Annotated in this window: 19 protein-coding genes; 15 read left to right on the top strand and 4 right to left on the bottom strand. The window is 62.8% G+C overall.

Translation table 11 applies throughout. From position 1 onward, the window contains the following. The first annotated feature begins 235 nt into the window (after positions 1 to 235). The 7 genes from ACO06O_RS04640 (at position 236) to ACO06O_RS04610 (ending at position 12,524) form a co-directional block, all read left to right on the top strand. A complete protein-coding gene (locus ACO06O_RS04640) occupies positions 236 to 1,114 on the top strand; it encodes a LysR family transcriptional regulator (RefSeq protein ID WP_421876790.1) in 879 nt (292 codons plus the stop codon). A gap of 251 nt (positions 1,115 to 1,365) precedes the next feature. Beyond that, a complete protein-coding gene (locus ACO06O_RS04635) occupies positions 1,366 to 1,812 on the top strand; it encodes a hypothetical protein (RefSeq protein WP_421876787.1) in 447 nt (148 codons plus the stop codon). A gap of 214 nt (positions 1,813 to 2,026) precedes the next feature. Continuing rightward, positions 2,027 to 3,070, top strand: coding sequence for a TMAO reductase system periplasmic protein TorT (gene torT, locus ACO06O_RS04630; RefSeq protein WP_421876784.1), 1,044 nt, complete (start codon positions 2,027 to 2,029; stop codon positions 3,068 to 3,070). A 12-nt stretch (positions 3,071 to 3,082) separates the two neighbouring features. After that, complete coding sequence (locus tag ACO06O_RS04625) at positions 3,083 to 9,343, top strand: PAS-domain containing protein (RefSeq protein WP_421876780.1); 6,261 nt, start codon at positions 3,083 to 3,085, stop codon at positions 9,341 to 9,343. A gap of 23 nt (positions 9,344 to 9,366) precedes the next feature. Continuing rightward, entirely contained in the window at positions 9,367 to 10,557 is a 1,191-nt protein-coding gene (locus ACO06O_RS04620; protein WP_421876777.1) for an EAL domain-containing response regulator, read from the top strand. A 6-nt stretch (positions 10,558 to 10,563) separates the two neighbouring features. After that, entirely contained in the window at positions 10,564 to 12,081 is a 1,518-nt protein-coding gene (locus ACO06O_RS04615) for a hypothetical protein (RefSeq protein ID WP_421876774.1), read from the top strand. 41 nt (positions 12,082 to 12,122) lie between these two features. Further along, positions 12,123 to 12,524 (top strand): response regulator, encoded by a 402-nt coding sequence (locus tag ACO06O_RS04610; protein WP_421876770.1) that lies wholly within the window; start codon positions 12,123 to 12,125, stop codon positions 12,522 to 12,524. 46 nt (positions 12,525 to 12,570) lie between these two features. Here ACO06O_RS04610 and ACO06O_RS04605 read toward each other — a convergent pair whose 3' ends face one another. The 3 genes from ACO06O_RS04605 to ACO06O_RS04595 all read right to left on the bottom strand — a co-directional run bounded on the left by ACO06O_RS04605 (position 12,571) and on the right by ACO06O_RS04595 (position 15,843). Beyond that, positions 12,571 to 12,990 (bottom strand): thioesterase family protein, encoded by a 420-nt coding sequence (locus ACO06O_RS04605; RefSeq protein ID WP_421876767.1) that lies wholly within the window; start codon positions 12,988 to 12,990, stop codon positions 12,571 to 12,573. Positions 12,991 to 13,072: 82 nt separating this feature from the next. Next, complete coding sequence (locus ACO06O_RS04600) at positions 13,073 to 13,681, bottom strand: class GN sortase (protein ID WP_421876764.1); 609 nt, start codon at positions 13,679 to 13,681, stop codon at positions 13,073 to 13,075. Continuing rightward, entirely contained in the window at positions 13,681 to 15,843 is a 2,163-nt protein-coding gene (locus ACO06O_RS04595; RefSeq protein WP_421876761.1) for a marine proteobacterial sortase target protein, read from the bottom strand. The genes ACO06O_RS04600 and ACO06O_RS04595 overlap by 1 nt, the downstream gene beginning before the upstream one ends. A gap of 243 nt (positions 15,844 to 16,086) precedes the next feature. Here ACO06O_RS04595 and ACO06O_RS04590 point away from each other — a divergent pair, with 243 nt between their 5' ends. The 8 genes from ACO06O_RS04590 (at position 16,087) to ACO06O_RS04555 (ending at position 24,508) form a co-directional block, all read left to right on the top strand. Beyond that, on the top strand, positions 16,087 to 17,295 hold the full coding sequence (locus tag ACO06O_RS04590; RefSeq protein WP_421876758.1) for a pyridoxal phosphate-dependent aminotransferase: 1,209 nt from the start codon (positions 16,087 to 16,089) through the stop codon (positions 17,293 to 17,295). A 10-nt stretch (positions 17,296 to 17,305) separates the two neighbouring features. Then, positions 17,306 to 18,043: a dimethylsulfonioproprionate lyase family protein gene (locus ACO06O_RS04585; protein WP_421876755.1), complete on the top strand. Its 738-nt coding sequence runs from the start codon at positions 17,306 to 17,308 to the stop codon at positions 18,041 to 18,043. A gap of 6 nt (positions 18,044 to 18,049) precedes the next feature. Further along, a complete protein-coding gene (locus ACO06O_RS04580) occupies positions 18,050 to 18,832 on the top strand; it encodes a 2-keto-4-pentenoate hydratase (RefSeq protein WP_421876752.1) in 783 nt (260 codons plus the stop codon). A 213-nt stretch (positions 18,833 to 19,045) separates the two neighbouring features. Next, positions 19,046 to 19,828: a DeoR/GlpR family DNA-binding transcription regulator gene (locus ACO06O_RS04575; protein ID WP_421876749.1), complete on the top strand. Its 783-nt coding sequence runs from the start codon at positions 19,046 to 19,048 to the stop codon at positions 19,826 to 19,828. Then, on the top strand, positions 19,825 to 20,958 hold the full coding sequence (locus ACO06O_RS04570; RefSeq protein WP_421876747.1) for an ABC transporter ATP-binding protein: 1,134 nt from the start codon (positions 19,825 to 19,827) through the stop codon (positions 20,956 to 20,958). The genes ACO06O_RS04575 and ACO06O_RS04570 overlap by 4 nt, the downstream gene beginning before the upstream one ends. 88 nt (positions 20,959 to 21,046) lie before the next feature. Further along, positions 21,047 to 22,327 carry an ABC transporter substrate-binding protein gene (locus ACO06O_RS04565; RefSeq protein WP_421876744.1) on the top strand — a complete coding sequence of 427 codons (1,281 nt, stop codon included), beginning with the start codon at positions 21,047 to 21,049 and terminating at the stop codon, positions 22,325 to 22,327. A gap of 490 nt (positions 22,328 to 22,817) precedes the next feature. Continuing rightward, the gene (locus ACO06O_RS04560) at positions 22,818 to 23,693 is read left to right on the top strand and encodes a carbohydrate ABC transporter permease (RefSeq protein ID WP_421876742.1); all 876 of its coding nucleotides are present in this window, start codon (positions 22,818 to 22,820) and stop codon (positions 23,691 to 23,693) included. Continuing rightward, positions 23,690 to 24,508, top strand: a complete 819-nt coding sequence (locus tag ACO06O_RS04555) for a carbohydrate ABC transporter permease (RefSeq protein ID WP_421876740.1) — start codon at positions 23,690 to 23,692, stop codon at positions 24,506 to 24,508. The genes ACO06O_RS04560 and ACO06O_RS04555 overlap by 4 nt, the downstream gene beginning before the upstream one ends. Here ACO06O_RS04555 and ACO06O_RS04550 read toward each other — a convergent pair whose 3' ends face one another. Beyond that, positions 24,509 to 25,042: a hypothetical protein gene (locus ACO06O_RS04550; RefSeq protein WP_421876738.1), complete on the bottom strand. Its 534-nt coding sequence runs from the start codon at positions 25,040 to 25,042 to the stop codon at positions 24,509 to 24,511. Positions 25,043 to 25,090: the final 48 nt, after the last annotated feature.

Genomic DNA, 25,090 nt, shown 5'->3' with positions numbered 1-25,090 from the left:
CTTCCAAGGAACCGTCCGCAGCGTCCATGCGATTTTCCCGCCGTTTCGACATTAAATGCCGTAGTCCAGCCACTTTACGGCATTTAATGCTGAGAACCAAAATGGCTACGGCGATCCGGGCCCGGTCCAATCGTCCAATTCAGAGGTCCTTCAGCCCGGATTCGCAAAGTCGGAAATTGCCGATCCATAAGCAAAACGGGATAATCGAGGAAATCGATAACCGAAACGGTATTTCATGAATTTCCGCTATCTAACCCAGTTCCTGGCCGTTGTCGATTGCCGGGGCTTCACGGCGGCCGCAGAGAAGCTGCATGTCGCGCAGCCCGCGATCAGCCGGTCGATCCGCCTGCTGGAGGAAGAGTTGGGCATCACCCTTCTGGACCGCCAGAAAGGGAATGTGCGCCTGACCGCCGAGGGCGAACGCTTTGCGCGCCATGCCCGCGCAATCCTGGCGCAGACCCGCGCGGCGCAGGACGAGATCGCGGCGCTGAAGGACATCCGCAGCGGCCATGTCACCCTGGGCGCCCCGCCCATGGTCGCGGCGCATCTGTTGCCCGACCTGATCGGCGGGTTCCTGCGCACCCATCCTGGCCTGTCGCTCACGGTGACGCAGGACGGGTCGGAAGCGATCCGCGACGCGGTGACGGAGGGCCGGTTGGAGCTTGGGCTGGTCGCCGATTGGCGCTCCTTCGAAGGTCTGACAACGACGCGTCTGGGCACCTATCCGGTCGTTGCCTGCGTCGCGCAGGGTTCCCCATTGGCGGGAAAATCCGCGATCACCTGGCGGGAATTCCTGCAGCAGCCGTTGATCCTGTTCCCGCGCGGATTCTATCAACGCAGCCAAGTGGATGAGGCCGCGCGGCGGTTGGGCGTTATCCCCACTGTCGCGGCGGAGGCGGAGGCCCTGCCGCTGATCGCGAAACTGGTGCGCGACGGGCATGGGGCCGCGACCATGCTGGCCGATGCGGCACACAGCTTCGACGGCGTCCACGCACTCGCCCTACCCGCCGACGCGACCGTGCCGCTGGGCCTGTGCCGCCGCAGCGGCGGCGCGTTGAGCCATGCGGCAACGGCGCTGCACGATTATCTGACGGCCGCCTTCACCGGCGGTTAGTGTCGATCGTTTCAGCAATTCGGCTGACCGGTGACAGACCCGCCCTGTCACATCTACCCGTTGAGACGGGCCGGCACTCGCCACAGCCTTAACCACCTCGCGCGCCCTGCTCCAGGGGCCTACTACGTGATTTGAGACGACAAGCTTAGACGCGCACTCGGCAGCGTTACCCCAAAGGCAATAGATGAATGCCTTTATGGCGATGTTCCTCGTTGATAATGTTTCGATGCGGGTCGTGAACGAGGTTCGGAATGCCGTACAGATATCAGTTCGTTGATGGGAACTCGCTGCTTGTCGCACATTTCGCCGAAACCATTGCGGTTGGGGATCTCGAAGCGCTGACGGGGCTTCTTAAAGTGGATCCTCGATTTGTCCCCGAGATGGATCGGCTGCTTGTCTTCGATCAACACACCGACATGTCGGACTTGAGCCCGGTAGCACTTGCGTCGATCAAGTCGGCCATTCTTCGGCTGGAAGGGTCCGGCAGACCCGATGGCAACCGTGCCCTCAAATTCCGGTCCGCCTATGTCGTGGCAGCCGAAATGCAGGAGATCATCGCTAGGCTTTATGCGGCTACCTGGCAGGCCGATCAGTTGCATCGGCCGCAGATCCAAACTTTCTCCACGGTGACAGATGCCTTGGCATGGCTAGGTCGCGGGGACCTCAAGTTAGACTTGTCAGCCGGATCCTGTCCTTGAACTCAATGCGGCTCCGGACCAGACAGTTTACGAATTGCGCGCCCGAAGTGCATTCGGTTGCCGATTCAAACCTTCCAAACAGGGTGCCATGCGCTCTACCATAGGGGCTCCAATTCGTCAGAAGCTTTGATCGAAGCTTGGGGGAGACGAAACGATGAAAACAGGCACGGCTTGCCGCCTGCCCTCTGCATGCAGGTCGTTGCTGGCTGCCTTCGTGTCTGCATTCGTTTGGCTTCCCGGCCATGCCATCGCTGAATCCGCCAAGTGGGGCCCCTTTCCGATCTACGAATGGGAGACAGCCGACTTTGACGGGCCGCGAAAGGAAAGCACCTATACGCCGCTCGATAGCGCATCAGAGACTTGGGAGATATGCGTACTGATCCCCCATTTGAAGGATGCCTATTGGCTGGCCGTGAACTTCGGACTGGTGCAGGAGGCGGAGCGGCTAGGTGTGTCTTTGTCGATCCACTCTGCCGGCGGGTATGACCACCTGGATCGACAGATCGCGCAGGCGCAGGATTGCGTATCCCGCGACCCGGACGCGATGATCGTCAGCGCCGTCGAGGAATCCGGCCTGAACGGTGTTCTGGAAAATGCCGCCCGCAAAGGTATCCCCGTCGTCGACCTGATCAATGGAGTCACGTTCCAAGGCCTATCCGCACGATCCGCCGGGGATTACTACGACGGTGCCTTCCTGGCGGCCCGCTATCTGGTCGAACGGCATGCCAGTGAAGATCGCGACATCCTGGTGGCATGGTTTCCCGGACCCAAGCTTGCAGCCTGGGCACAGCGGGGCAACCAAGGTTTTGCGGCGGGAATCGAAGGCTCGAATGTGATGATCGTCGCTACGGAATATGGCGATACCGGCAGACAGGTTCAGGGAGACCTGATCGAACAGGTATTGGACCGCTATGGCAGTGTCGATTACATCGTCGGCACCACGGTCTCTGCGGAAGCGGCCGCCAGTATTCTTCGACAAAAGAACCTCGCGGATGTGACCGACATCCTCGCTTACTATTTCGGCCCAGGCGTGTACCGGGGTATTCGGCGGGGCACGATCCTGGCCGCTCCCAGCGACCAACAGGCAATACAAGGGCGTATCGCCGTCGATCAGGCCGTTCGTCTGTTGCAGGGCGCACCGCTACAGCGTTTCGTCGGCCCGAAAGTCCGAATGCTCGACCGGGACTCGCTACAGGATTTCGACCTGTCCTCCACCATGGCTCCGATCGGCTTCAGGCCGACTTTCGATGTGAACTGAAGGGGCTAGGTTATGGAATCAGGAAGCCTGACCGATAAAGCCGCCTCGAAGACATCCATTGCCCGTGCGCCATGGCACGAAAATGCGTGGGCACGGACCCTAATTATCGCCCTGGCGTATTTCGGAACGGGTTATATCGGCCAAGGATTGACCATACCGGGGCAAAACGCGTCCTTCCTTTGGGCGCCGGCCGGAATCGCCTTTGGAACGGCGTGCTGGTTTGGCATACGGGCTATACCGGGGATCACCCTTGGCGCCCTAATTCTCTATCTCTCGACAACGGCGCTATCTCCCAAGTTGCAGGGATTTGCCGAAACGGCGCTGGTGGTTGGGGGGCTGATCCTCGGGGCCACGATCCAGCCACTGGTAGGCGCCTATCTGGTTCGAAGGTTCGGGCAGCGGGATCCGGGACTGAACAGGCGGCACGTTGTGGCGGCTCTGCTGCTCGTACCCCCGTTCATCTGTGTCATCGGCAGTACGCTCGGCAACGCGACCCTATATGCCGCCGACTTTTTATCCGCAGATGAATTGCCCAGCGCCTGGAAGGTCTGGTGGCTCGGCGACCTTCTCGGGATCGCGGTCTTTACGCCGCTCGTCTTTGCGATTCAATCGAAGGCCCGGACGACCGCATTTGGCCTTGTGGCCGTTATCCTGCTGGGCATCGGTGGTTCCTATGCAACGGCGGTACAGATCCGGGATGACACGAAACAGAGTTGGGATGACAGCTTCTCGCGAGAGGCCGGGCGCCTGACCTCAACTTTCCTGCATTGGCTGGAACTGTCGCAAGGTCCGATAAACGCATTGGGCCTGGTCGCCGGCAGATCGGTCGAGATGCGCAAGGAAGAATTCTTCCGGGCGGTCGATGACCTCGAACAGATGCAGCAGGACTTCCTGCCATATTCGATTGCGGTGGCCATGCCGTCTGTTGACGGTGACAGGGCAGCGCTTATCGCCAGCCTGGATCGCGGCAACGCGCAATGGCCAATCCAATTCTCCACGGATGAAGCGACATTTGCGACCGGCGCCAATTTCGCCGGCGGTGATAAGGTTGACCAGGCCGCAGTATTGAGGGCCGCCTTATCGGACCCCGGGCGGTCGGTCATTGCCACGTTCCAGGCCGGACAGGATGGGGCCGGTTACAGCCTGTTCGCACATGCCGCCGCGCGTGGCGACAGTTTCGTCGTGATTCTGGGAATGATCAGCATCGATCGCATGATCGACGGACTGTTCGCGGTTCAGGTGCCCGAAGGGATCGCACTCGACCTGCGCATTCGGGGGGCGGCAACCGACCCTTCCGCCCCCGCGGCAAGCATCTCTTACGGGGCGACCGACCCGCACAAACCGACCCTGCGTACGAACACGGTTCGATCCGAGCTCGGCGGCGCGTCCCTAGAGTTTCATTGGAAGGCATCCACGCGTTACCTGGCCGGGCCGGGATCGGATCTGGCGGATGGGATCGTGATGGCCGGCGTGGTCGCTACGGCGGCGGTGTGCATATTCCTCGCCTACCTGCTCGGGCAGAATGCAAAAATCCGTCGCATGTCCAAGGTCTTCATGGAGGCCACAGACCCGATCATCATTCAGGATCTGTACGGACGGATCATCGACTTCAACCGTGAGGCCGAACAGGCCTATGGTTTGAGCCGGTCCGACATGCTCGGCCGGTCATTCACGACAATTGTCCCCGACGCATGGCGGGAGGAGGCCGAACGCATACGGCAACGATGCCTGTCCGGAGAAGAAGTGCGCAATGTGGAGGGCCTTCACGTCAATGAGGAAGGCCAGCCCGTCGATGTGCTGGTGACCATGTTCCGACTGACCGACGAGACCGGCCGGCCGGTGGCGATCGCCAGTTCCGCCAAGGACATCTCGTCGTTGAAGCAGACGCAGGCCGAACTGACGGCCGCCCGCGACGAACTGGAGGAACGGGTCGCCCATCGCACGCGGGAACTGGCGGAAACCGAGGCCCAATTGCGCCTGACCTTGGACAATATGCCGGGCGCCATCCTCCTGGCGGATTCGGATTTGCGGATCGTGCTGGCGAATGCGCGATATGGGGTGTTCTACGGTCATGACAGCGACAACCTTACCCCTGGCGCCTCGATCGAAGCCTTGCTTCGGGACGAATCCGCCCGCGGCCTGATCCCGCCACAGGACGGACGGGACCAAGAGGAAGAAATCCAGGAACGACTTGCATCCTACCGGGCCCAGGAGACGTCGGTATTCGAAAACCGATCCGTCGACGGCCGCATCATGCAGGTGACAAGGACGCCGGCGCCGGGCGGCTATACGGTGTCCGTTTTCATCGACATCACCGAGCGCCGCTTGGTTCAGGAGCGCACCCAAGCCCTATTGGAATCCGCCCCGGACGCGATGCTGGCCGTGGATCGTCTGGGACGTATCGTCCTGGCCAACAGACAAGTCCAAACCGTCTTTGGCCACAGCCCGGCGGACTTGATCGGTCAGGAAATCGAGATCCTCGTGCCGGAATCGGTCCGCGACGGTCACCGTGGATTCGTAAAGCACTTTGTCCAATCGGCGTCGGTACGTCAGATGGGGGGCGACCGCGACCTGTTCGGGCTTCGGGCGGATGGCAGCGTCTTCCCGATAGAAGTCGCACTGAGCCCCGTATCGGTCGAGGGTGAGGACACCGTCATCGTCGCCGCCATTCGCGACGTGACGGATCGTGTCGAGGCGCAGAACAGGCTTAAACTTCAAATGAAGGAACTGGCCGAGGCGCGGGAGCGTGCCGAGGCATTGCGCGAGGAGGCCTCGATCCAGAAGAGCATTCTGGACAGCGCGGTCGCCAATATGGATCAGGCGATCACCATGTTCGATGCGGACTTGCGCCTGTCGCTGTTCAACGAACGGCTGTTCGAGGTCATGGATGTCCCGCGGGCGTTAGGGAAAATCGGAACCCATATCTCAGAATTCTACCGTCATAATGCGGAACGGGGCGATTACGGGGATGTCGATATCGAGCGTGCTGTGGCGGAGCGAGTCGCCCAGGCCGCGGAGTTCGAGGCTCATGCCGCGCAGCGTGTGATGCCGGATGGCCGAACGGTGGAGATCAAGGGCAATCCGGTTGCGGCAGGCGGATTTGTCACGACATACACCGACATCACGCCCATTCTGGAAGCACAGCGAGATTCAAAGCTTCTCAAGGAAGCGATGGATACCTTCACCGACATGGTCATTCTCTACGATCGTGACGAGAGGGTCATCTTCACGAACGATCGCTATCACGAAATCTATCCGCTGAGCCCGTCCAAGGACGATATCAAGAACCACACCATGGAATCCTTGCTGCGGGTTTCGTTGGAGGCGGGGCAAATTCAGGCCCCCCTCGCTCTCTCAGATCCGGAAGCCTGGATTGCCAAAACTCTGGCAGACCGCCGGCGCGAGGAAGGCGGTTTCGGAGAGACCCAACACGCCAACGGCCGTACCTACTTCTTCCGCTACGGACGGACCACCGAGGGCGGTTTGATCCTGATGCAGAGCGACATCACCGAGCGCAAACGGATCGAAGAACAGCTTCGCACCACCATCGATAACATCCCGGCCGGCATCATCATGTGCGATGGCGAGATGAATATTCGCCTCTACAATGATCTGTTCGGCGAATTGCTGGACCTTCCTAAGGATTTGGTCGATGCGGGTCGTTCCGTAACCGGTATCTGGCGATATCAGCATCAGCGCGGCGACTACGGCGACGTCGATCTCGAAAAGCAGATCGGGAAGATGTGCGAGATCTTCGAGTCGCGCGATGTGTTCGAGTACGAACGCGATATCGCTAATGGAACGACATTGGAGATGCGCTTCTCCCCAATGTCCGACGGCGGTGGTGTCTGGATTGCGTCCGACGTCACGAAAAGAAAGGAGATTCTGCAGGCCCTGCAGGACAGCGAACAGCAACTGAACCGCATCCTCGAAGCGAGCCCGATCGCGGTCGCCGTCTCGACCGACGATAACAGCGACGATAATGGCCTGATCGAGTTCACCAACGCCCGCTTCCGATCCATGTTGGCATTCGATGGTGAGCAGCATGGGATCGCCAGAACCGCCGACTTCTTTTCGGATGAGGCACAACGGTTGGAATACGAGCGCCTGCTGGAAGCCGGTGAGGCCGTCTACGACCGCGAGACCTTGTGGACGCGCAGCGACGGCCGGGATGTCTGGACCCTGACGTCGGTCAGCCCGATCCATTTCAACGACCGCAAATCGGCGCTCGTTTGGCTCTATGACATTACCGAACGCAAGGCGATGGAAGGCGATCTGCTGATCGCCAAGGAACAGGCGGAGGCGGCCACCAAAGCCAAGGATTCCTTCCTGGCCACGATGAGCCACGAGATTCGCACGCCGATGAACGGCGTCGTCGGCATGGTGGATCTGTTGAGCCAGACGCAGTTGGACGGGGATCAGCGCCAAATGGCGTCGACCATCCGGGATTCCGCCTTCGCGCTTCTTACCATTATCAACGACATTCTCGACTTTTCGAAGATCGAAGCCGGCAAGCTGGAGATGGAGAATATCCCTGTCTCGATCAGCAATATCGTCGACGGCGTTGCGGAAACCATGGGGCCGAATGTCAGCAAGAAGAACGTTCGCTTCCATTCCTATACCGACCCGGCCATTCCGCCGCGGATTCTGGGCGATCAGGTGCGCTTGCGGCAGATCCTGTTCAATCTGCTGGGGAACGCCATCAAATTCACCGAGGACGGGGCGGTCACCATGCGCGCCGACCTGGTATCCAGGGATGGTGACAGGGCCACCGTGCGCTATTCGGTACAGGACCAGGGGATCGGCATGACCGATGCCCAGGTGCGGGAACTGTTCAAACCGTTCCAGCAGGCCGAGGCGTCGACGACCCGCCGTTTCGGCGGCACGGGCCTTGGCCTGTCCATCGTCCACCGCCTTGTCACCATGATGAAAGGCCAGGTCACCGTCGAAAGCCGACCCGGTGCGGGCAGCCGTTTCGATGTCACGCTGACCCACCAGATCGTCGCGGACGGTGCCCAGGAAATCATTCGCGACCTGGACGGCATTCGCGTGTTGAGTCTGACCGGGCAAGACGAAGTCCAGCAGCTGATTGTGAAGGACTATCTGGAGAACCATGGCGCCGAGGTCGATCTGATTTTCGATCCGCAGGTATTGGCCGATACCGCCCGCAAGGCGGCCCAGGCCGGCCGGCCTTATGACGTCGTGACTCTCGGCTTCGATATCGCCGATGACAGCAAGTTTGAGCTTCGTCAGACATTCCGGGATGACGACGAACTGAAGGCCATGCGGTTCGTTGTCGGGCGCCCGACCTACGGCATCGGCGCGTCCATCGAACTGCCGGATACGACCATCGTACCGGCGACCCCGCTGACGCAGCGCAATCTGGTGAACGCGGTTGCGGTCGCGGTCGGACGCGCGAGCCCGAACATCCGCTATGGGTCCGAAGCGCCGATCCTGGCTTCGCGTGATGTTCCGTCCGTGGAAGCGGCCGAGGCGAACCGGGAGCTCATTCTGGTCGTCGAGGACAACAAGACCAATCAGGACGTCATCCGGCGTCAGCTGCATCGCCTTGGGTATCAATGCGAAATCGCGGAGGACGGCAAACTGGGCCTCGCCGCCATCGAGACCGGACGCTACTCCCTCGTGCTCTCGGATGTGCACATGCCGAATATGGACGGGTTTGAAATGACAGCCCGTGTCCGCAAATCCGAGACCGATGACGGCACACGCCTGCCGATCGTCGCGATCACCGCGAACGCATTGCAGGGCGAGGCGGACCGCTGCCTGGCGAACGGCATGGACGATTACCTGTCGAAGCCGCTTGAAATGAAGAAGCTGCAGGAGATGCTGCGCCGCTGGCTGCCCCATGTGACGGCGCCAACGGATGCGGTGGCCCCATCGGACGAGGCCCCGGCCCCGCCGGAATCCAAGGAGGATGGCGGCGGCGATCCGGTCGACCTGACCGCGCTGGCGGACATGTTCGGCGACGATATGGAAACGATAACGGAAATCCTTAAGGACTTTGTCGAACCGGCATGGGACATTGTCGGGGAGATCGAGGCCGCAATCCAGGCGGGAGACGCGGCGGGTGTCGGTGCCGCCGGGCACAAGCTTAAATCCTCCTCACGGGCCGTGGGGGCCAACGACTTGGCGGATTTGTGCTTCGCGCTGGAGAAGGCGGGCAAGAGTGGTGACATGGAAACCATCGAAACCGAGGCACCGAAGCTTCGGCCGATGATGATGGCGGTCGCGTCCTTTATAGACGCGGTCTAGGTGAAATCTGAGGGTGGAGATAGATGGATCAGCTGAGAGCCCTGATCGTCGACGACGACAAATTCATGATCAACCTGACGACGCGGATGCTGAACAAGATCGGCATAACGACCGTTTCATCGGCACTGGGTGGGCAGTCTGGATTGGATGCGCTGGCGGATGCGGCGCCGAACGTCATTCTGCTGGATCTGAACATGCCCGGCATGGACGGGTTGGAGTTTCTGCGCCACCTGTCCGAGCGAGAGGTTGCCGCATCGGTCATTCTCGTCAGCGGCGAAGACAAGCGGGTCCTGCAGACCGCCTATCAGCTGGCGCAGGCGCATCAGTTGACGGTCCTCGGGGCGTTGCAGAAGCCGGTCAAACCGGACCCACTCCAGGCCCTGCTGGAAAAGGTGAATGCGGAGCAGGAACGCCGCAAGCGGGGCCCGATCCCCCTGGTTCCGGTCGAGGAACTGGAAGCGGGAATTCATTCCGGCTCGGTCGAGGCCCATTTTCAGCCCAAGGTCAGCGTCACGGACAAGAAGCTGGTTGGGGTTGAAACCCTTGTGCGCTGGCGCGGCGCGGACGGAAAGCTGGTCCCGCCGGTGGCGTTCATCTCCGTCGCCGAGAATAACGGCCTGATCGATGCCCTTACCGAGAAGGTCTTTCTGAAGGCCGTGTCCTGCGCCAGCGACTGGATGCTGCAGGGGTTGGATATCAAGGTCGCGGTGAATTTCTCGGTCGAATCCCTGACCCGCTTCGACCTGGTTCAATTCGTGATCGAGGCGTCGGAAGACGCCGGAGTCGACCTGAGCCGCATTGTGTTCGAGGTCACGGAATCCCGCATCATGGAAGACATCGCCGCGCCCTTGGAGGTGCTGACCCGGTTGCGCATGAAAGGGATCGGCCTGTCGATCGACGACTTCGGAACAGGGGCCTCCTCCATGCAGCAGCTCAAGCGCGCGCCCTTCACCGAACTGAAGATCGACCGCGCCTTCGTCGCGGGGGCGAACCATGACGAAGAAGCCCGCGCGATGCTGGAATCCAGTGTCGATCTCGCACGGCGACTCGGGCTCAGCACGGTCGCGGAAGGGGTCGAGACCCAGGCCGAATGGGATATCGTCGCGGAACTCGGCGTCGATGTCGTTCAGGGTTATTTCATCGCCCGCCCCATGCCCGCCGACGAATTGCTGGATTGGGCACGCGCACGGGGCGACCTGCCGCCCGGAGAGTAAGGGACGGTGTTCGACATTGTCGGAAAACTCCTGGGCCGCAAGAAGCCGGAACCGGTAAAGCCGGATCCCGCGATGGCGGCCTTTGCGCGTTCGAAACGGGTGAAGCAGGAACGGCTGGAAGATTTGAAGCCGAAGATTGCGTTGATCCTGAACCGGGAACCGCTCGACGTCATTGGTCGGGTGGTGCTGTTCGAAATCGTGCCGCCCTTGGAGGAGGGCCTGGAATCCGGACGGATCGATGCGGTTTCCCTGGCCGCCAAGGATATCCTGATCCGGCAATGCGGCAGCGCCGGATTCGTCCGCCGGGTCGGCTGGACGGACTTCTTCATGCGGTTCGGAACCCTGTTCGCGCAAGACGGCCGATTGACCTGCGAAGTGGCCTTGCAAGATCTGAGGGCCGCGCTGGACTCTTTGGGATGTGAGGACTGGTCCCTCCATCTCTCTGCGGCCTTGCCCGGCAGCGGCAAATCCGCCCGGTTCGTGCTGCTGCAGGATATGGAGGCGTTGCGCTCGGTTCTGGCCCCGCTCCTGGCCAGAGCGACATCCGACGGGGGACCAAAACACCGGGACGATGATGCGGGGACCGAGGGCGAAACGGCCTTGCCGGCTGCCTGGCGGGAAATCGCGGCGTTCGGAGAATGGCAGGACGGGCAGACGCTGACGGACTCCCAACCGCCGGCCGTCGAGAAGGCGCCCCCTGCGACCGTCCCGCGGACCCGGCCCAAATCACCGCCCCCGGTCACTGCCGCCGACAAGGTGGCGGCGGTGGAAACGGCGATCCGTCACGACCTCAAGCGTGTGGAAGCGGGCTTCGACGGGATCTGGGATCTGTCCCATAAGACGCTGTCCGGTGTTTTGGCCGTTCCGATGAAGCGCGAGCCTGAAAGCAGGGCTTCATCGGGTTTCGATTTGTTCGGGCGCGGCATCCCGCCGGAAATCCTGGCCGACCTGGACCTGAAACTGTTGGCAGAAGTCGAAGCCGCCGCTAACGCTCTGCCGACGGAACAGGCCTGCCGGATTCTCGTTCCGATCCATTATGGGGTGCTCGCGGCTCCGCATTTCAGGGACCCGGTGGTCCAAAGTTTTCGGGCCCTCGGCGAACGGCTGACCGGCCGGGTTTCGCTGATCGCGGCAATTGTTTCTCTGCCGCGCGATTTCTCCGCCCGCCGGCTGGCCGATCTGGCGGGCATGTTGAAATCCGGTTCCAGTAAGCCCTGGCTTCTGTTTGACTCGCCGTCTGTTCGCCTGACGGAATTGCCGCGAAACCTGTTCGCCGGGATCGGGTTTGACAGCGATCTGCTTCGGAATGAAGTCTTGGATCCATCGGCATTTGTTGAATTCGCAGAAGCGGTCAGGGCCCATGCGGCGCTGCCCTGGGCTCGTACGACGCTGGACAAGGCTTTGTTGCAGTCGCTGCCGGCATTCGGCATCGAAACCCTGTCCGTGCCGCAGGCGACCGGCCTGGAGGCCTGCCTTCAAAGGGGCCGAGAGGGCATGCGCGCCTTGCCGGTCCGTGATTCTTGAACCGCTCGCCCGGCCGGTTTCGTGACGAAAGGAGATTTTCGATGGAAGACCTGAAGCATCTGAAGGTCCTGGTTCTGGATGACGAACCGTTCATGAACCGCCTGATCGCCCAGACGCTGGGAACCATCGGCATCACCTCGATCCTGCAGGCAAAGGGGGTCGACGAGGCAATTGCCCTTCTGAAGGGCGAACAATCCCCGCCGGACGTTCTGTTCGTCGATCTTGAGATGCCCGGGAAGACCGGGTTCGATTTCATAAAGATGCTTCATGCCGGCACCGCCGGCGCCCCGGCCGATACCCCCGTCATCATCCTGACCGGTCGATCGGACAGCGACGGTGTCCTTCAGGCGAAGGAACTCGGCGTCACCAGCTATATGCTGAAGCCGATCTCCCGGACGACATTGGAAAATCGAATTCTCACGGCGGTTGGTCGAAAGAAGTAGCGGGCAACCAGCCGACGCTTAATCTGCCGATCCAATCGGCCCAACCTCAAACCGCCGCGCGTTTCCTCTCGACGGACTCCAGGAATCTCGGCAGGTCGATGCGGTGTCTTTCGTGGCGGCCTGCGCCGATCGTGCCGGCGGCGTCCCAGGCGGTGACGCGGAAGGCCAAATGGCGGCCGGATACGGCCTCCAAAATCACCTCCGCCGTCACCTCCATGCCGACCGGCGTCGCAGCGCAATGGCTGATATCGACATGGGTCCCGACCGTGCGCTCCCCGTCCGAAAGCAGCGGCGTCAGCGCCTCGATACAGGCCCGCTCGATCAGGCCGACCAGGAAGGCGGTGGCAAAGACCGGCGGCATGGCGGCAAAAGACTCGGCGGCCGGGAAAACCGCCGGTACCGTCAGCGCCTCCTCCACCGTCAGGGTCAGGCGATGGGTCAGTCCCGGTTGCACTTCGCAGGTCATTCCGGTCTCCTTTCGGCGCGACGATAGGAAACCGAAACTCATACCGGAAATACATTCTTTCCTAATATCGATACCGTTTTCGCTATAGTTCCCCTAGTGACGCGTCGGCGAGGATGTCCCCGGTCTCCTCCTCGACCGCCGCCGCAAGGACAACATAGCGCATGGGACCGCCCGCGCTGACGGCGTCGAAGGGCCAGCAGGTGACCAGTGCGATCAGGCGCCCGTCTTCCGAACGCGGCACCTGGATGCGGTCCTTATGCATCACGGCGGTTTCCTGAATGCGATAGCGGCGCGGGGCGGAACCGGCGGTCTGCCATTCGATCTCGTCGCCGATCGCCACATCCCGCAGCAGCGTGAAATGCGTGTCGCGGTGACCGAAGAAGGCCGGCAGGGGCGCGTGGGGGATTTGAGTTGGGCCGAAGGCCATCGCGCTGCCGCTGCCGCCGGAAAGGGCAATCCGATCCTGCCCCGTGGCGGGGAAGCGCAGCTTCGCCACCGGCACCATATCCGCCCAAGGCCAGGGGTGGAGATCGTCCCCCTGCGCCCCGTCCTGCGCCTTGGCCCAGGAATGTTCGATCAGAACCGGGGCCAGCCAGGCCTTGGCAAGGACGACGGCGGACTGACCGACCTGCCACATCCCCATCGCCGCCAGAACGCCCGCCAGGAAAATCGCGCATCGTATCCGCATCATCACACCATCCTCCGGTTTCGCCCGCCGCTCAGCCGGCGGGACAGCAGCAACAGGAACAGGGACCCGGCGATCAGGGCGACGCCGATCCGGATATCCGCTTCCCAGCCGGTCGCGCCGGCCGGTCCGGCCAGGCTGCCCATCGCCATGCCGTCAGGAAGATTGTTGGGGACCACACCTTCGCGCAGGGCCTCGCCCTCCGGCCGGCGCGGCGTGGCGTCGACAGCAACGAAACTGGTGTAACGAGTGGCCAGCCGGTGCGGGATCGCGACGTCCAGAACCGCCAGACGGCCCGTCTCCGCGTCCAGATCCCCGGCGCGCATCGTGTCCTGGATCGCCTCAACCTTGCTTTCGGCCCAAAGTTTGGCGACCCCAGCGGCCGGACGCAGGTCGGATCGGTCCAATTGGATCTGCCACGGCCCGTCCGACGTATCCCCCGCGACGGTCAAGGTGCCGTCCCATTCGGTCAACGCGACCGGGATCATCAGGGATTTCGCGCCATACAGGTCGGGCAGCCGGGTCGGATAGACTTCCGCCGTCCCCGCACCCGTCGCCAGGGTCAGATCGACCACGACCGGCTGTTCGATGCCGCGATAGAAGTCGGCCATCCGTTCCGCCGCATCGTCGTCATTCGGGATGGAGACCGTCTGTCCGCGTCCCAGTTCGGCCGCCTTGCGCATGAACCAGTCGTTGGGCGCACTGCCCAGACCGACGGTGAACAGGCGCGCCTTGCCCAGATTGGCCTCGATCATGCGGAACAGGGCGTCTTCATTCCCGACTTGCCCATCGGTAAGGAAGACGACCTGGCGCAGATAACCCGGTTCGGCCCGGTCGTTCATGGCGGCGCGCAGCGGGCCTGCCATCTCGGTCCCGCCATCGGCGGCCAGCGCGGCCACGAAGCGCAGCGCGTCGTCGACGGCCGTAAGGTTCGCCGGGCGGGTGCTGCCGAACAGGCGGCTGTAGTCGTTGTCGAATTCGATGATGTCGAACCGGTCGTCCGGCCGCAGGCCCAGGACCGCCTCGACCAGCGCCGACTTCGCCGCGCGCATCGATTCTCCATCCATCGATCCCGATGTGTCGATCAGGAAGGTGATGTCGCGCGGCCGGTCCAGCTTCTCGGAAATCCGGGCATCGGGCGGGCTGATCATGGCGAGCAGATAGTCCGTCCCGTCTCTGTTTTCGTGAAACAGCGCCGCGCCGGGCATTTCCGCCCGCTCCGTCGCCCAGCGCAGAACGATGTCGCGATCCGCCGGTTCCTCACCGAGACGCAGGCCGATCCGGTACTTCTGCTCGTCGCGCGACACGACCAGATCATGGGTCGGGCTTTCCAGGGACGCTATCTCCGCGCCGGCGTCCAACGCGACCTCCAGGGCCGTCCGGTTGGATTGCCGCGACAGATCGATCGGGAAGCCCAGCCGCGCGGCATCTTCCAATTGCTTGGCAATGGTCGCGCGCAGGGCGGGATGATCGATCGAAGACAGCTCCATATCCGGCAGATAGCGCGGCGCGGAGACCAGCGGCATGCGGAACTCGAACGCATCGCCCTCGCGATTCACCTTGGCCTGAAACTCCAGATCGACCGCGATCACCTCACCCGGCCCGATATTGGCGAGCGAGATCGTGAACAGGTTGGGCCGTTCCTCCATCAGCAGCGCCGCCGTCTGTCCGGCCTCGCGCGCCTGGTCATAGGTTCGCTGCGCCTGTTCGCGTTCCTGGATGACACCTTCGACGACACGATCGTCCACCCGAATGCGCAGCCGGTCCACCGCCGCGTCGCTGGGCAGCGGGAATTTATAGCGGCCTTCGACCCAGCTCGAACTGTCATTGCGGAACAGTTGCGTCACCGATCCGCGCGCCACGACCCCGGCAATGTCCAACCGGATGGTCTGGGCCAGGCGCGGCGCGGCGCGATAGGGACGCTGCGCCGCCTCGCCCAGGGCAGGATCCGCGGCCGCAGGGCTGCCGGCCGCCGGTCCCGCCATCGGCCGCAGAAACAACCCGTCGTCCTGAATCGCCGTGTCGGCGCGAACCGGCGCCGCCAGCGCCAGATAGACGGCCGCCAGCACGACCGCGAAGCACAAGACCGACACCGCCCGGACTAGGATCCGGTCCCGCATCGCCAGGCGATACGCCTGTGTCGGATAGCTGAAAGTCTGAACCTGCATCTGACCGTTCCTCCGTAGCTTGAGGTCATGGTGCAGGCTGCGCCCGGATCGGGGCGCGGACGGGGGCGGGCCAAGGCGCAGGCGCGGTCCTTTTGCGGCGGGATTATGGCGAAGACGGTTTGGCGACCATTCTAAAAAACACGCCATTTTTCGCCGTCTATGGCGTTGCAGCATGGCGAAGACGGGCGTAGGTTTGCCCCGTTCGCGCATCCAAATCCCTAGAAATCAGGAGCCTTGAAGACAATGGCCTTTCTTGCGGACCGTCTGAAACGGATCAAGCCCTCCCCCACCGTCGCCGTCACCGCGAAGGCGAACGAGTTGAAAGCGGCCGGCCGGGACGTCATCGGCCTGGGCGCGGGCGAACCCGATTTCGACACGCCGGAACATATCAAAAAGGCGGCCTATGACGCGATCGCGTCGGGCAAGACCAAATACGGCCCGCCCCCGGGCATTCCGCAGCTGCGCGAGGCCATCGCCCGCAAGCTGAAGCGCGACAACGGTCTGGACTATGACATCAGCCAGATCACCGTCGGCGCCGGCGGCAAGCAGACCATTTTCAACGCCATGATGGCGACCGTGAACCCGGGCGACGAAGTCCTGATCCCGGCGCCGTTCTGGGTCAGCTACACCGATATCGCCGCGCTGATGGAAGGCAATCCGATCCTGATCGACTGCCCGGAGGAAACCGGCTTCAAGCTGACGCCGGACATGCTGCGCAAAGCGATCACGCCGAAGACCAAATGGCTGATGCTGAACAGCCCGTCCAACCCGACCGGCGCCGCCTATACCGCCGCCGAGCTGAAGGCGCTGGCCGCCGTGCTGCTGGAGCCGGGCTGCGACCACGTCCATGTCATGACCGACGACATGTACGAATTCATCACCTATGACGATTTCAAATTCGCCACGATCGCGCAGGTCGAACCGAAACTGTACGACCGCACGCTGACCCTGAACGGCCTGTCCAAGGCCTATTGCATGACGGGCTGGCGTCTGGGCTATGCGGCCGGGAACAAGGATCTGATCAAGGCGATCAACATGCTGAACTCGCAGTCGACGACGTCGCCCGCGACCTTCGTGCAATGGGCGGCGATCGCGGCGCTGGATGGGGATCATTCCTTCATCGAGAAGCACAATGCCGTGTTCAAGGAGCGCCGCGACCTGGTTGTCGGCATGCTGAATCAGGCCGACGGCATCACCTGCGCCACGCCGGAAGGCGCGTTCTATGTCTATCCGTCCTGCGCGGGCGTGATCGGGCGCAAGACGCCGTCGGGCAAGGTGCTGGAAACGGACGAGGACTTCATCGCCTATCTGCTGGAAGACAAGGGCGTCGCGGCGGTGCATGGCGCGGCCTTCGGCCTGTCGCCCTATTTCCGGATCTCCTACGCCACGTCGACGGAAGCCCTGGAAGAAGCCTGTACGCGGATCCAGGCGGCCTGCGGCAATCTGAGCTGATAGGCATTCCATGCCCCTCGACGACCCGCGCATCCGCTTCACCACCGCGCTGGTCGAGGAATTGCGCGGCCGGGCGCGGGAGGACATTGCGCTCCTCCCGTTCCTGGCCCCGCTGATTCAGGGCATGCGGGACGGGTTCGACGACACCCCGGCCGACGCCCCCAACCCACCGCCGCCGACCTTTGCCGAGACGCTGCCGCAGGTCGCAGTGTCCGCGCCGCTGGCGGAATGCCTGCCCGATATGGCCCGCCTGACCAGTTGGAAGACGGTCCTCAGCGAACATCCCGATGTCGACCCGGCCCTGCAGAAAGGCATGTACGCGGCCCATGTCTATGGCGCGCTGGGCATCATGGGCTGCGAGCGCCTGCGCGGCGGGTTCTTCACCTTGGCGCCCAACATCCACTATCCGCTGCACACCCATGTCGCGGCGGAGCTGTATTTCTGCCTGTCCGGCGCATTGACCCTGCACCACGGCGTCGATGGCGACCCGTTCGAACTGACAGCCGGGGGTTATTCGATCACGCCGCGCGAACGTGCCCATTCGCTGACCACGGGCGATGCGCCGGTCCTGCTGTATTTCGCCTGGGTCGGCGATTTCACCGCACCGATCTTCTGGTGGGAGAAGGACGAAGCAGGATCCTGGTACCGGGCGCAATGGCTGCGCGGTGCGACCGGGATTTGGGAACGCGGCACGCGCGAACCCGTCGCCGAAGACCTGATCGCCGCCCAAACCTTGAACCGGGACTAGCGCGCCATGACGCCTTCGACCGATCCAGCCTCCACCGGCGCCGCCCTGGCCGAAGCCCGCCGCAGCGGCAAGAAACTGGCCGCCAAGGCCGGTCCCGCGCCTTCCACACAGGACCGGGCCTATCAGGTGCAGGACGAGATGATCGCGGCCTTGGGCCTACCGGTCGCCGGATGGAAGGTCGGCGCAACCAACCGCGAAGTTCAGGCGATGCTGAAGGTCGACGAGCCCTTCTACGGCCCGCTGTTCGATCGCTGGATCTATCCCGCGCCGAACCGGATTCCGACGCCGGACGGGTCGATGAACATTGTCGAGGTCGAATTCGCCTTCCGCATGGCCGCCGATCTGCCGCCGCGCGGTCAGGCCTATGACGCGGCCGAAATCGCCGATGCCGTTGCTGCCGTGTTTCCAGCAATCGAGATCGTCGACCGGCGTATGACCGGCGGCTTCGACGTCAACGCCAACTGGCTGATCGCCGATGGCGGCGCGAACCATGCTTTCACCTTCGGGCGTGGCCGCGCCGATTGGCGGGATTTCGATCTCGCCGCGACCCAGGTCCGTATTTCCATGGACGGTAAGGAAATGGGCACCGGCAGCGGCGCCGCCGCCCTGGGCGGGCCGCTGAACGTCCTGCACTGGCTGGCCAATGCCTTGAACAGCCGCGGCAAGGGACTGCGCGCCGGCGACTGGGTCTCCACCGGCGTCGTGGCGACGGTCTTCGAAGGCCGCCTGGGCGCCCAGATCGTCGGAGAATTCGACGGCATCGGCCGGATCGAAGCTGTTCTGGCCTGACCCCGAAATCCCTTGTGAGTTTGCACTGAAGCAGCATCACCGTGCTGCGAGGTATCGTCATGCCTCTCCGGGAAATTTTCATTCGAATGTTCATTTGAAACGAAACCGTCACGGGATCGTTGCGCGGATGAAACCGGGCGCGTGTACATCCGACCCATCGACTGGCCGAACCGCAGGGTGGCGCCATCGGGTTTCACGCGATCGGGGATGGGGATGTTCGACGCCATTACGGAGCGGCAGGCGCAAATCGCCGAACGGGTGCGTCAGCGCGGATTCCAGACCGTCACGGAACTGGCGGATCATTTCGACGTCACCACCCAGACCATCCGGCGCGACATCAATGAGTTGAGCGAGTTCGGCATCCTGAAGCGCCGCCATGGCGGGGCCGAAATCCCGGTCCCGCTGGACAATCTGGGCTTCGGTGAACGCCGCATCCTGAACCAGTCCGCCAAGGAAAGCATCGGCCGGACGGTCGCGCGCTATATCCCCAACGGGGCCAGCCTGGCCGTCAGCATCGGCACGACCCCGGAAATCGCGGTTCGCCATCTGAAGCGGCATCGCGATCTCAAGGTCTTCACGAACAGTCTGATGGCCGCGATGGGCGCCTGCGCCGCACCGGGGGCCGAGATTCATGTGCCCGGCGGACCGGTCCGCACCGGCGCCCGCGATGTGGTCGGCCGCGAGGTCGAGGAATTCTTCGACCGCTACAAGGTCGATATCGGGCTCTATGGCGTCGGGGGCGTCGACGCGGACGGCCAGTTGCTGGATTTTCATGAGGAGGAAATCCGGGTCCGCGAGGCCATCCGCCGCAATTCCCGAACGGTCTTCCTGGTTCTGGACGCCAGCAAGTTCGGCCGCCCGGCCCATGTGCGCGGCGGCAGGCTGACCGATGCCGATGTCATCTTCTGCGACCGCGCGCCGCCTGCGCCGATCCGCGCCAAGATCGCCGCCGCCGGCGGGCAGTTGATCCTGTGCGAAGAGGAGACGCTGGTATGACCGGCGTCGAGATCGAAGCCCGCGCGCTGCGCAAATCCTGGGGTGACACCCAGGCGGTGGACGGGATTTCCTTCACGGCCGAAGCTGGAAAATTCACCGTGCTTTTGGGCCCGTCCGGCTGCGGCAAATCCACGACGCTGCGCCTGATCGCCGGTCTGGAACAGGCGACGGACGGGTCGATCCGGATCGACGGCCAGGATGTGACCCAGCGCCCGCCCAACGAACGCCAGATCGCGATGGTGTTCCAGTCCTATGCCCTGTTCCCGCATCTGAATGTCGCGGAGAACATCCTGTTCGGATTGAAAGTCCGCCGTGTCCCGGCGGCACGGCGCAAGGAACGACTGGACCGGGTCGCCGCGCTGCTGGGGTTGAGCGACCTTCTGGAACGCCGCCCGGCGCAATTGTCCGGCGGGCAGCAACAGCGTGTCGCCCTGGGCCGCGCTGTCATCGCCGAAAAGCCGATCTGCCTGATGGACGAGCCGTTGTCCAATCTAGACGCCAAGTTGCGCCACGAGATGCGCGTCGAACTGCGCGCGCTGCAGCGCAAGCTGGGCCTGACCATGGTCTATGTCACCCATGATCAGGCCGAGGCGATCAGCATGGCCGACCGGATCATCGTGATGAATGGCGGCCGCATCGAACAGGTCGGGACCCCGGGCGAGATCTACGATCAGCCCGCGACGGCCTTCACCGCCCGCTTTATCGGCACCCCGCCGATGAACCTGATCGCCCTGTCCCGTGCAGGGCAGTCGCTGCGTGTGCCGGGCGCCGATCCGGTCCTGGCCGAAGCGCGGGGCGCGCTGCCGGACAATTTGCTGTTGGGAATCCGCCCAGAGGATCTGCACCTGTCCGACCGGGGCGTTCCGGTCCAGGTCGAGGCCATCGAATATCTGGGCGCAGACAATCTGGTCGATTGCCGATTGGGTTCCCAGCGCCTGACCGCCCGCCTACAGCACCGGCAGGAGGTCGCCGAAGGGCGGACGATCCGGCTGCGCTGGAGCACGGAGGCGGTGCATCTGTTCGACGGGTTGAGCGGCACGCGACTGGACGAGGCGTCCTGGCGTGCGGTCGAACCCGCGACGGAAAGCATCAACAGAATGAACGCGGCCGTGGTCGACGGTCCGTCATAGAGCGAGGCCGCCCGGGACACGTTGCGACACCGATCCCGGACGGCCCCATAGATCCTCGAGTAACCGAAGACGAAGGGAGCATAAAGCCATGTCCTTGGTACGGAAAGTCGGAGCAACCCTGGGCGCCGCCGCGCTCAGCAGTTTCCTCGCCGGCGGCGCATCCGCCGTCGATCTGCAGTTCTTCTTCCCGGTCGCCGTTGGCGGCAAGGCCGCGGAAACCATCGAAGAGCTGACCAACGAATACGCCGCCGCGAATCCGGGCGTGAACATCGACGCCGTCTATGCCGGCAGCTATCAGGATACGGTCACCAAGACCCTGACGGCCGTCCGCGGCGGCACGCCGCCGCAACTGGCCGTGATCCTGTCGGTCGACATGTTCACCCTGATCGAGGAAGACGCCATCGTCTCCTTTGACGAGGTCAGCAAGGGCGATACGGAATGGCTGAAGGCCTTCTATCCGTCCTTCATGGAAAACAGCCAGACCGGCGGCAAGACCTACGGCATCCCCTTCCAGCGCTCGACCCCGGTCCTGTACTGGAACAAGGAAGCTTTCGCCGAGGCCGGGCTGGACCCGAACACGCCGCCGGCCAATTGGGAAGAAATGGTCGAATTCGGCAAGAAACTGACCAAGAAGGACGCCAACGGCAACGTCACCCAGTGGGGCGTCCGCATCCCGTCCTCCGGCTTCCCCTACTGGCTGTTCCAAGGTTTCACGACCCAGAATGACGTGATCCTGGCCAACAGCGACGGCAACATGACCAATTTCGACGACCCGAAAGTCGTCGAAGCCCTGGACTTCATGATCGACCTGTCCAAGGAACATGGCGTCATGCAGCCGGGCATCATCGAATGGGGCGCCACGCCGAAAGCCTTCTTCGAAGGCCAGACCGCGATGATGTGGACCACGACGGGCAACCTGACCAATGTCCGCGACAACGCGCCGTTCGACTTCGGCGTCGCCATGCTGCCGGCCAACGAACGCCGCGGCGCGCCCACCGGCGGCGGCAATTTCTACATCTTCAAGGACTCCACCGACGAGCAGAAGGCCGCTTCGCTGGATTTCATCAAATGGATCTCGGCCCCGGAACAGGCCGCCCGCTGGACCATCGCGACCGGCTATGTCGCGCCGCGTCCGGACGCCTGGGAAACCGATCTGATGAAGAAATACGTCGCCGACTTCCCGGCCGCACTGGTCGCCCGTGACCAGTTGGAACATGCGGTCGCGGAACTGTCGACCTATCAGAACCAGCGGATCACGACGATCTTCAACGATGCGCTGGAAGCCGCCATTACCGGCAAATCGACGCCGGAAGAGGCGCTGAAAGAGGCTCAGATGCAGGCTGACCGGATCCTGAAGGCCTATCGCTGAGTTGTTCGGAAGGCATCGGCGGTGCGGGGTCCAAGCCCCCGGCCGCCGGTGTTTCCGGGTTGGAGAATTAGATGTCTGTTACCCGAAACCTCCCGTACTCCTGCGAAAGCAGGAGTCTTCGATCGACCGGCACCGCGCCGGACACCGCGAAGGTTCCTGCTTCCGTAGGAGCATGCATGTCCGCCACCCCGGCGAAAGCCGGGGTCCAGGGCCATAAGGCACCGACCGTGCCTGTCCCCCTGGATTCCCGCCTGCGCGGGAATGACGGGGATTGGAGTAGCCCGGCCCGCCACCAAAATCCGTGTTCCTGCGAAAGCAGGAGTCTTCGATCGACCGGCACCGCGCCGGACACCGCGAAGGCTCCTGCTTCCGTAGGAGCATGCATGTCCGCCACCCCGGAGAAAGCCGGGGTCCAGGGCCATAAGGCACCGACCGTGCCAGCCCCCCTGGATTCCCGCCTGCGCGGGAATGACGGGAGAGGAAGCAACCCATGTTAGCCCGGCGGGAATGGATTCACGGCTGGCTGTTGCTGACTCCGGCGCTGATTCTGCTGTTCGCTTTCACGCACTATCCGGCCGTCACCACGGTTTGGGACAGTTTCTTCTCGACCCCGCGTGGGCAGCGGCCGGCGACATTCGTCGGTCTGGACAATTACGAGTTCCTGCTGGCGGATTCGACCTTCTGGCAGGTTCTGTCCAATAACCTTTGGTATGCGCTGGTCACCATCCCGGTCTCCATCGCGTTGGCGTTGATCATGGCGCTCTGGGTCGACGGCAAGCTCCGCGGTCGCGGCTTCGTGCGCATGGCCTATTTCGCGCCGACTGTCCTACCCTTGATCGCGGTCGCCAATATCTGGCTGTTCTTCTACACGCCCGGCTTCGGCCTGATCGATCAGGTGCGCGGGGTGTTCGGCCTGCCGGAGGTCAACTGGCTGGGCAACCCCGATCTGGTTCTAGGGTCAGTCATCGTCGTCGCGATCTGGAAGGAAGCCGGTTTCTTCATGATCTTCTATCTGGCGGCGCTTCAGGCGATCCCGCCCAGCCTGCGCGAGGCCGCGTCGATCGAAGGCGCCGGACGCTGGACCTATTTCCGGCGCGTCACCTTCCCCTTGCTGATGCCGACCACGCTGTTCGTCTCGGTCAACGCGGTGATCAACTCTTTCCGGCTGGTCGACCATATCTTCGTCATGACCGAAGGCGGCCCGGACAATGCCAGTTCGCTGCTGCTGTTCTACATCTACGAGACCGCCTTTCAATTCTGGGACACGGCCTATGCCGCGACCTTGACCGTGGTCCTGCTGATCCTCTTGTCCGTTCTGGCCATCGGCCAGTTCTTTCTGGTCGACAGGCGGGTGCATTACCGATGACAACGCGTTTCGATTTCGACCGAGCCTTGAACACCGTCGGCGCCTGGACCTTGGCCCTGGTCTGGTTCCTGCCCTTGATCTATGCGGTTTGGACCGCGTTCCATCCCGGCGCCTATGCGACCCGCTTCGACCTGATGGCGCCACTGACGGTCGAGAATTTCGTGAATGCGTGGAATGCCGCGCCCTTCGCGCGGTATTTCCTGAATACCGTAATGCTGGTCACCTTCATCCTGATCGGCCAGTTCGTGTTGTGTACGCTGGCCGCCTATGCCTTCGCGCGCTACGAATTTCCGGGGAAATCGATCCTGTTCACGCTGGTGCTGCTGCAGCTTCTGGTGATGCCCGATATCCTGATCGTCGAAAACTACGTCACCATGCGGCGGCTCGATCTGGTCGATACGATCGCGGCGATCGGCCTGCCCTATGTCGCGTCAGGTTTCGGGATCTTCCTGCTGCGCCAGACCTTCAAGACCGTGCCGAAGGAACTGGAAGAGGCCGCGCGGGTCGAAGGCGCCGGGCCGCTGACCGTGCTGTGGAAGGTTTATGTCCCGCTGGCGAAGCCGACCTATCTGGCCTATGGCCTGGTATCGGTCAGCCACCATTGGAACAATTTCCTGTGGCCGCTGATCGTCACGAATTCGGTGGAAACGCGGCCTGTCACGGTCGGCCTGTCGGTCTTTTCAGCCGTCGATCAGGGGATCGACTGGTCGATCATCACGGCGGCGACACTGATGACGTCCGGGCCGTTGCTAATCGCCTTCCTGCTGTTCCAGCGCCAATTCGTGCAAAGCTTCATGCGCGCCGGGATCAAATAGTCACGGTGCGGCGAACAGCATGAACAACAGCAACCGGTCGATCCCTGTCTTCGTCCGCACCGGATAGAGGAAACGCAGATAGCGCACCCAGACCAGATCCGAGATATCGACATTGCCAGTGCTGGCGCGCGGCACGCGACCGGTCAAGGTGGCACCATACTCCTGCAGAATGGCATCTCGATTCTTGCCATGCAGGACTTCCCGCAGGCTGGTCTTGCGCAGGCTTCGCTTGGCGATGGTTTCGAGATTCTGACCGACGAAACGATAGATGTAATCGTCCTCACCCGCGTCGGTCTTGAATTGGTCTAGCGTTGCGATGGAAGGCATCAGGGCCGCGAAAGGCGCGATATCGAACTTGTCCCAAACCACGACGCCGTCGTCGGACATGCCGGTCACGATTTCATGAACCGGTTGGAACTCCGCCAGATCCAACGCGTTATTGAACGGAAGGGACCGGGGCGGGTTGGCACTCATCGCGTCGGCCGGCACCGCTTCCCGGCCGGACGCCAATTCTACAAGCGCTGTGAAATCCACGGAATACATGCAAACGATTATAATTCGAAACTTGGGGCGGCAAAGCGG

This window comes from Pacificispira sp., from assembly GCF_965228185.1.
Lineage (GTDB): Bacteria > Pseudomonadota > Alphaproteobacteria > UBA8366 > Aestuariispiraceae > Pacificispira.
Note: the sequence above shows the minus strand (reverse complement) of the source record. Positions and strands in the feature narration are given on the sequence as shown.

Excerpts from the sequence above, each read along its gene's own strand:
- ACO06O_RS04640 (WP_421876790.1), top strand. The coding sequence starts at position 236 with ATGAATTTCCGCTATCTAACCCAGTTCCTGGCCGTTGTCGATTGCCGG.
- ACO06O_RS04580 (WP_421876752.1), top strand. The coding sequence starts at position 18,050 with ATGACGCCTTCGACCGATCCAGCCTCCACCGGCGCCGCCCTGGCCGAA.
- ACO06O_RS04605 (WP_421876767.1), bottom strand. The coding sequence starts at position 12,990 with ATGACCTGCGAAGTGCAACCGGGACTGACCCATCGCCTGACCCTGACG.
- ACO06O_RS04575 (WP_421876749.1), top strand. The coding sequence starts at position 19,046 with ATGTTCGACGCCATTACGGAGCGGCAGGCGCAAATCGCCGAACGGGTG.
- ACO06O_RS04620 (WP_421876777.1), top strand. The coding sequence starts at position 9,367 with ATGGATCAGCTGAGAGCCCTGATCGTCGACGACGACAAATTCATGATC.
- ACO06O_RS04560 (WP_421876742.1), top strand. The coding sequence starts at position 22,818 with ATGTTAGCCCGGCGGGAATGGATTCACGGCTGGCTGTTGCTGACTCCG.
- ACO06O_RS04585 (WP_421876755.1), top strand. The coding sequence starts at position 17,306 with ATGCCCCTCGACGACCCGCGCATCCGCTTCACCACCGCGCTGGTCGAG.
- ACO06O_RS04625 (WP_421876780.1), top strand. The coding sequence starts at position 3,083 with ATGGAATCAGGAAGCCTGACCGATAAAGCCGCCTCGAAGACATCCATT.
- ACO06O_RS04555 (WP_421876740.1), top strand. The coding sequence starts at position 23,690 with ATGACAACGCGTTTCGATTTCGACCGAGCCTTGAACACCGTCGGCGCC.
- ACO06O_RS04635 (WP_421876787.1), top strand. The coding sequence starts at position 1,366 with ATGCCGTACAGATATCAGTTCGTTGATGGGAACTCGCTGCTTGTCGCA.
- ACO06O_RS04600 (WP_421876764.1), bottom strand. The coding sequence starts at position 13,681 with ATGATGCGGATACGATGCGCGATTTTCCTGGCGGGCGTTCTGGCGGCG.
- ACO06O_RS04610 (WP_421876770.1), top strand. The coding sequence starts at position 12,123 with ATGGAAGACCTGAAGCATCTGAAGGTCCTGGTTCTGGATGACGAACCG.
- ACO06O_RS04570 (WP_421876747.1), top strand. The coding sequence starts at position 19,825 with ATGACCGGCGTCGAGATCGAAGCCCGCGCGCTGCGCAAATCCTGGGGT.
- ACO06O_RS04565 (WP_421876744.1), top strand. The coding sequence starts at position 21,047 with ATGTCCTTGGTACGGAAAGTCGGAGCAACCCTGGGCGCCGCCGCGCTC.
- ACO06O_RS04595 (WP_421876761.1), bottom strand. The coding sequence starts at position 15,843 with ATGCAGGTTCAGACTTTCAGCTATCCGACACAGGCGTATCGCCTGGCG.
- ACO06O_RS04590 (WP_421876758.1), top strand. The coding sequence starts at position 16,087 with ATGGCCTTTCTTGCGGACCGTCTGAAACGGATCAAGCCCTCCCCCACC.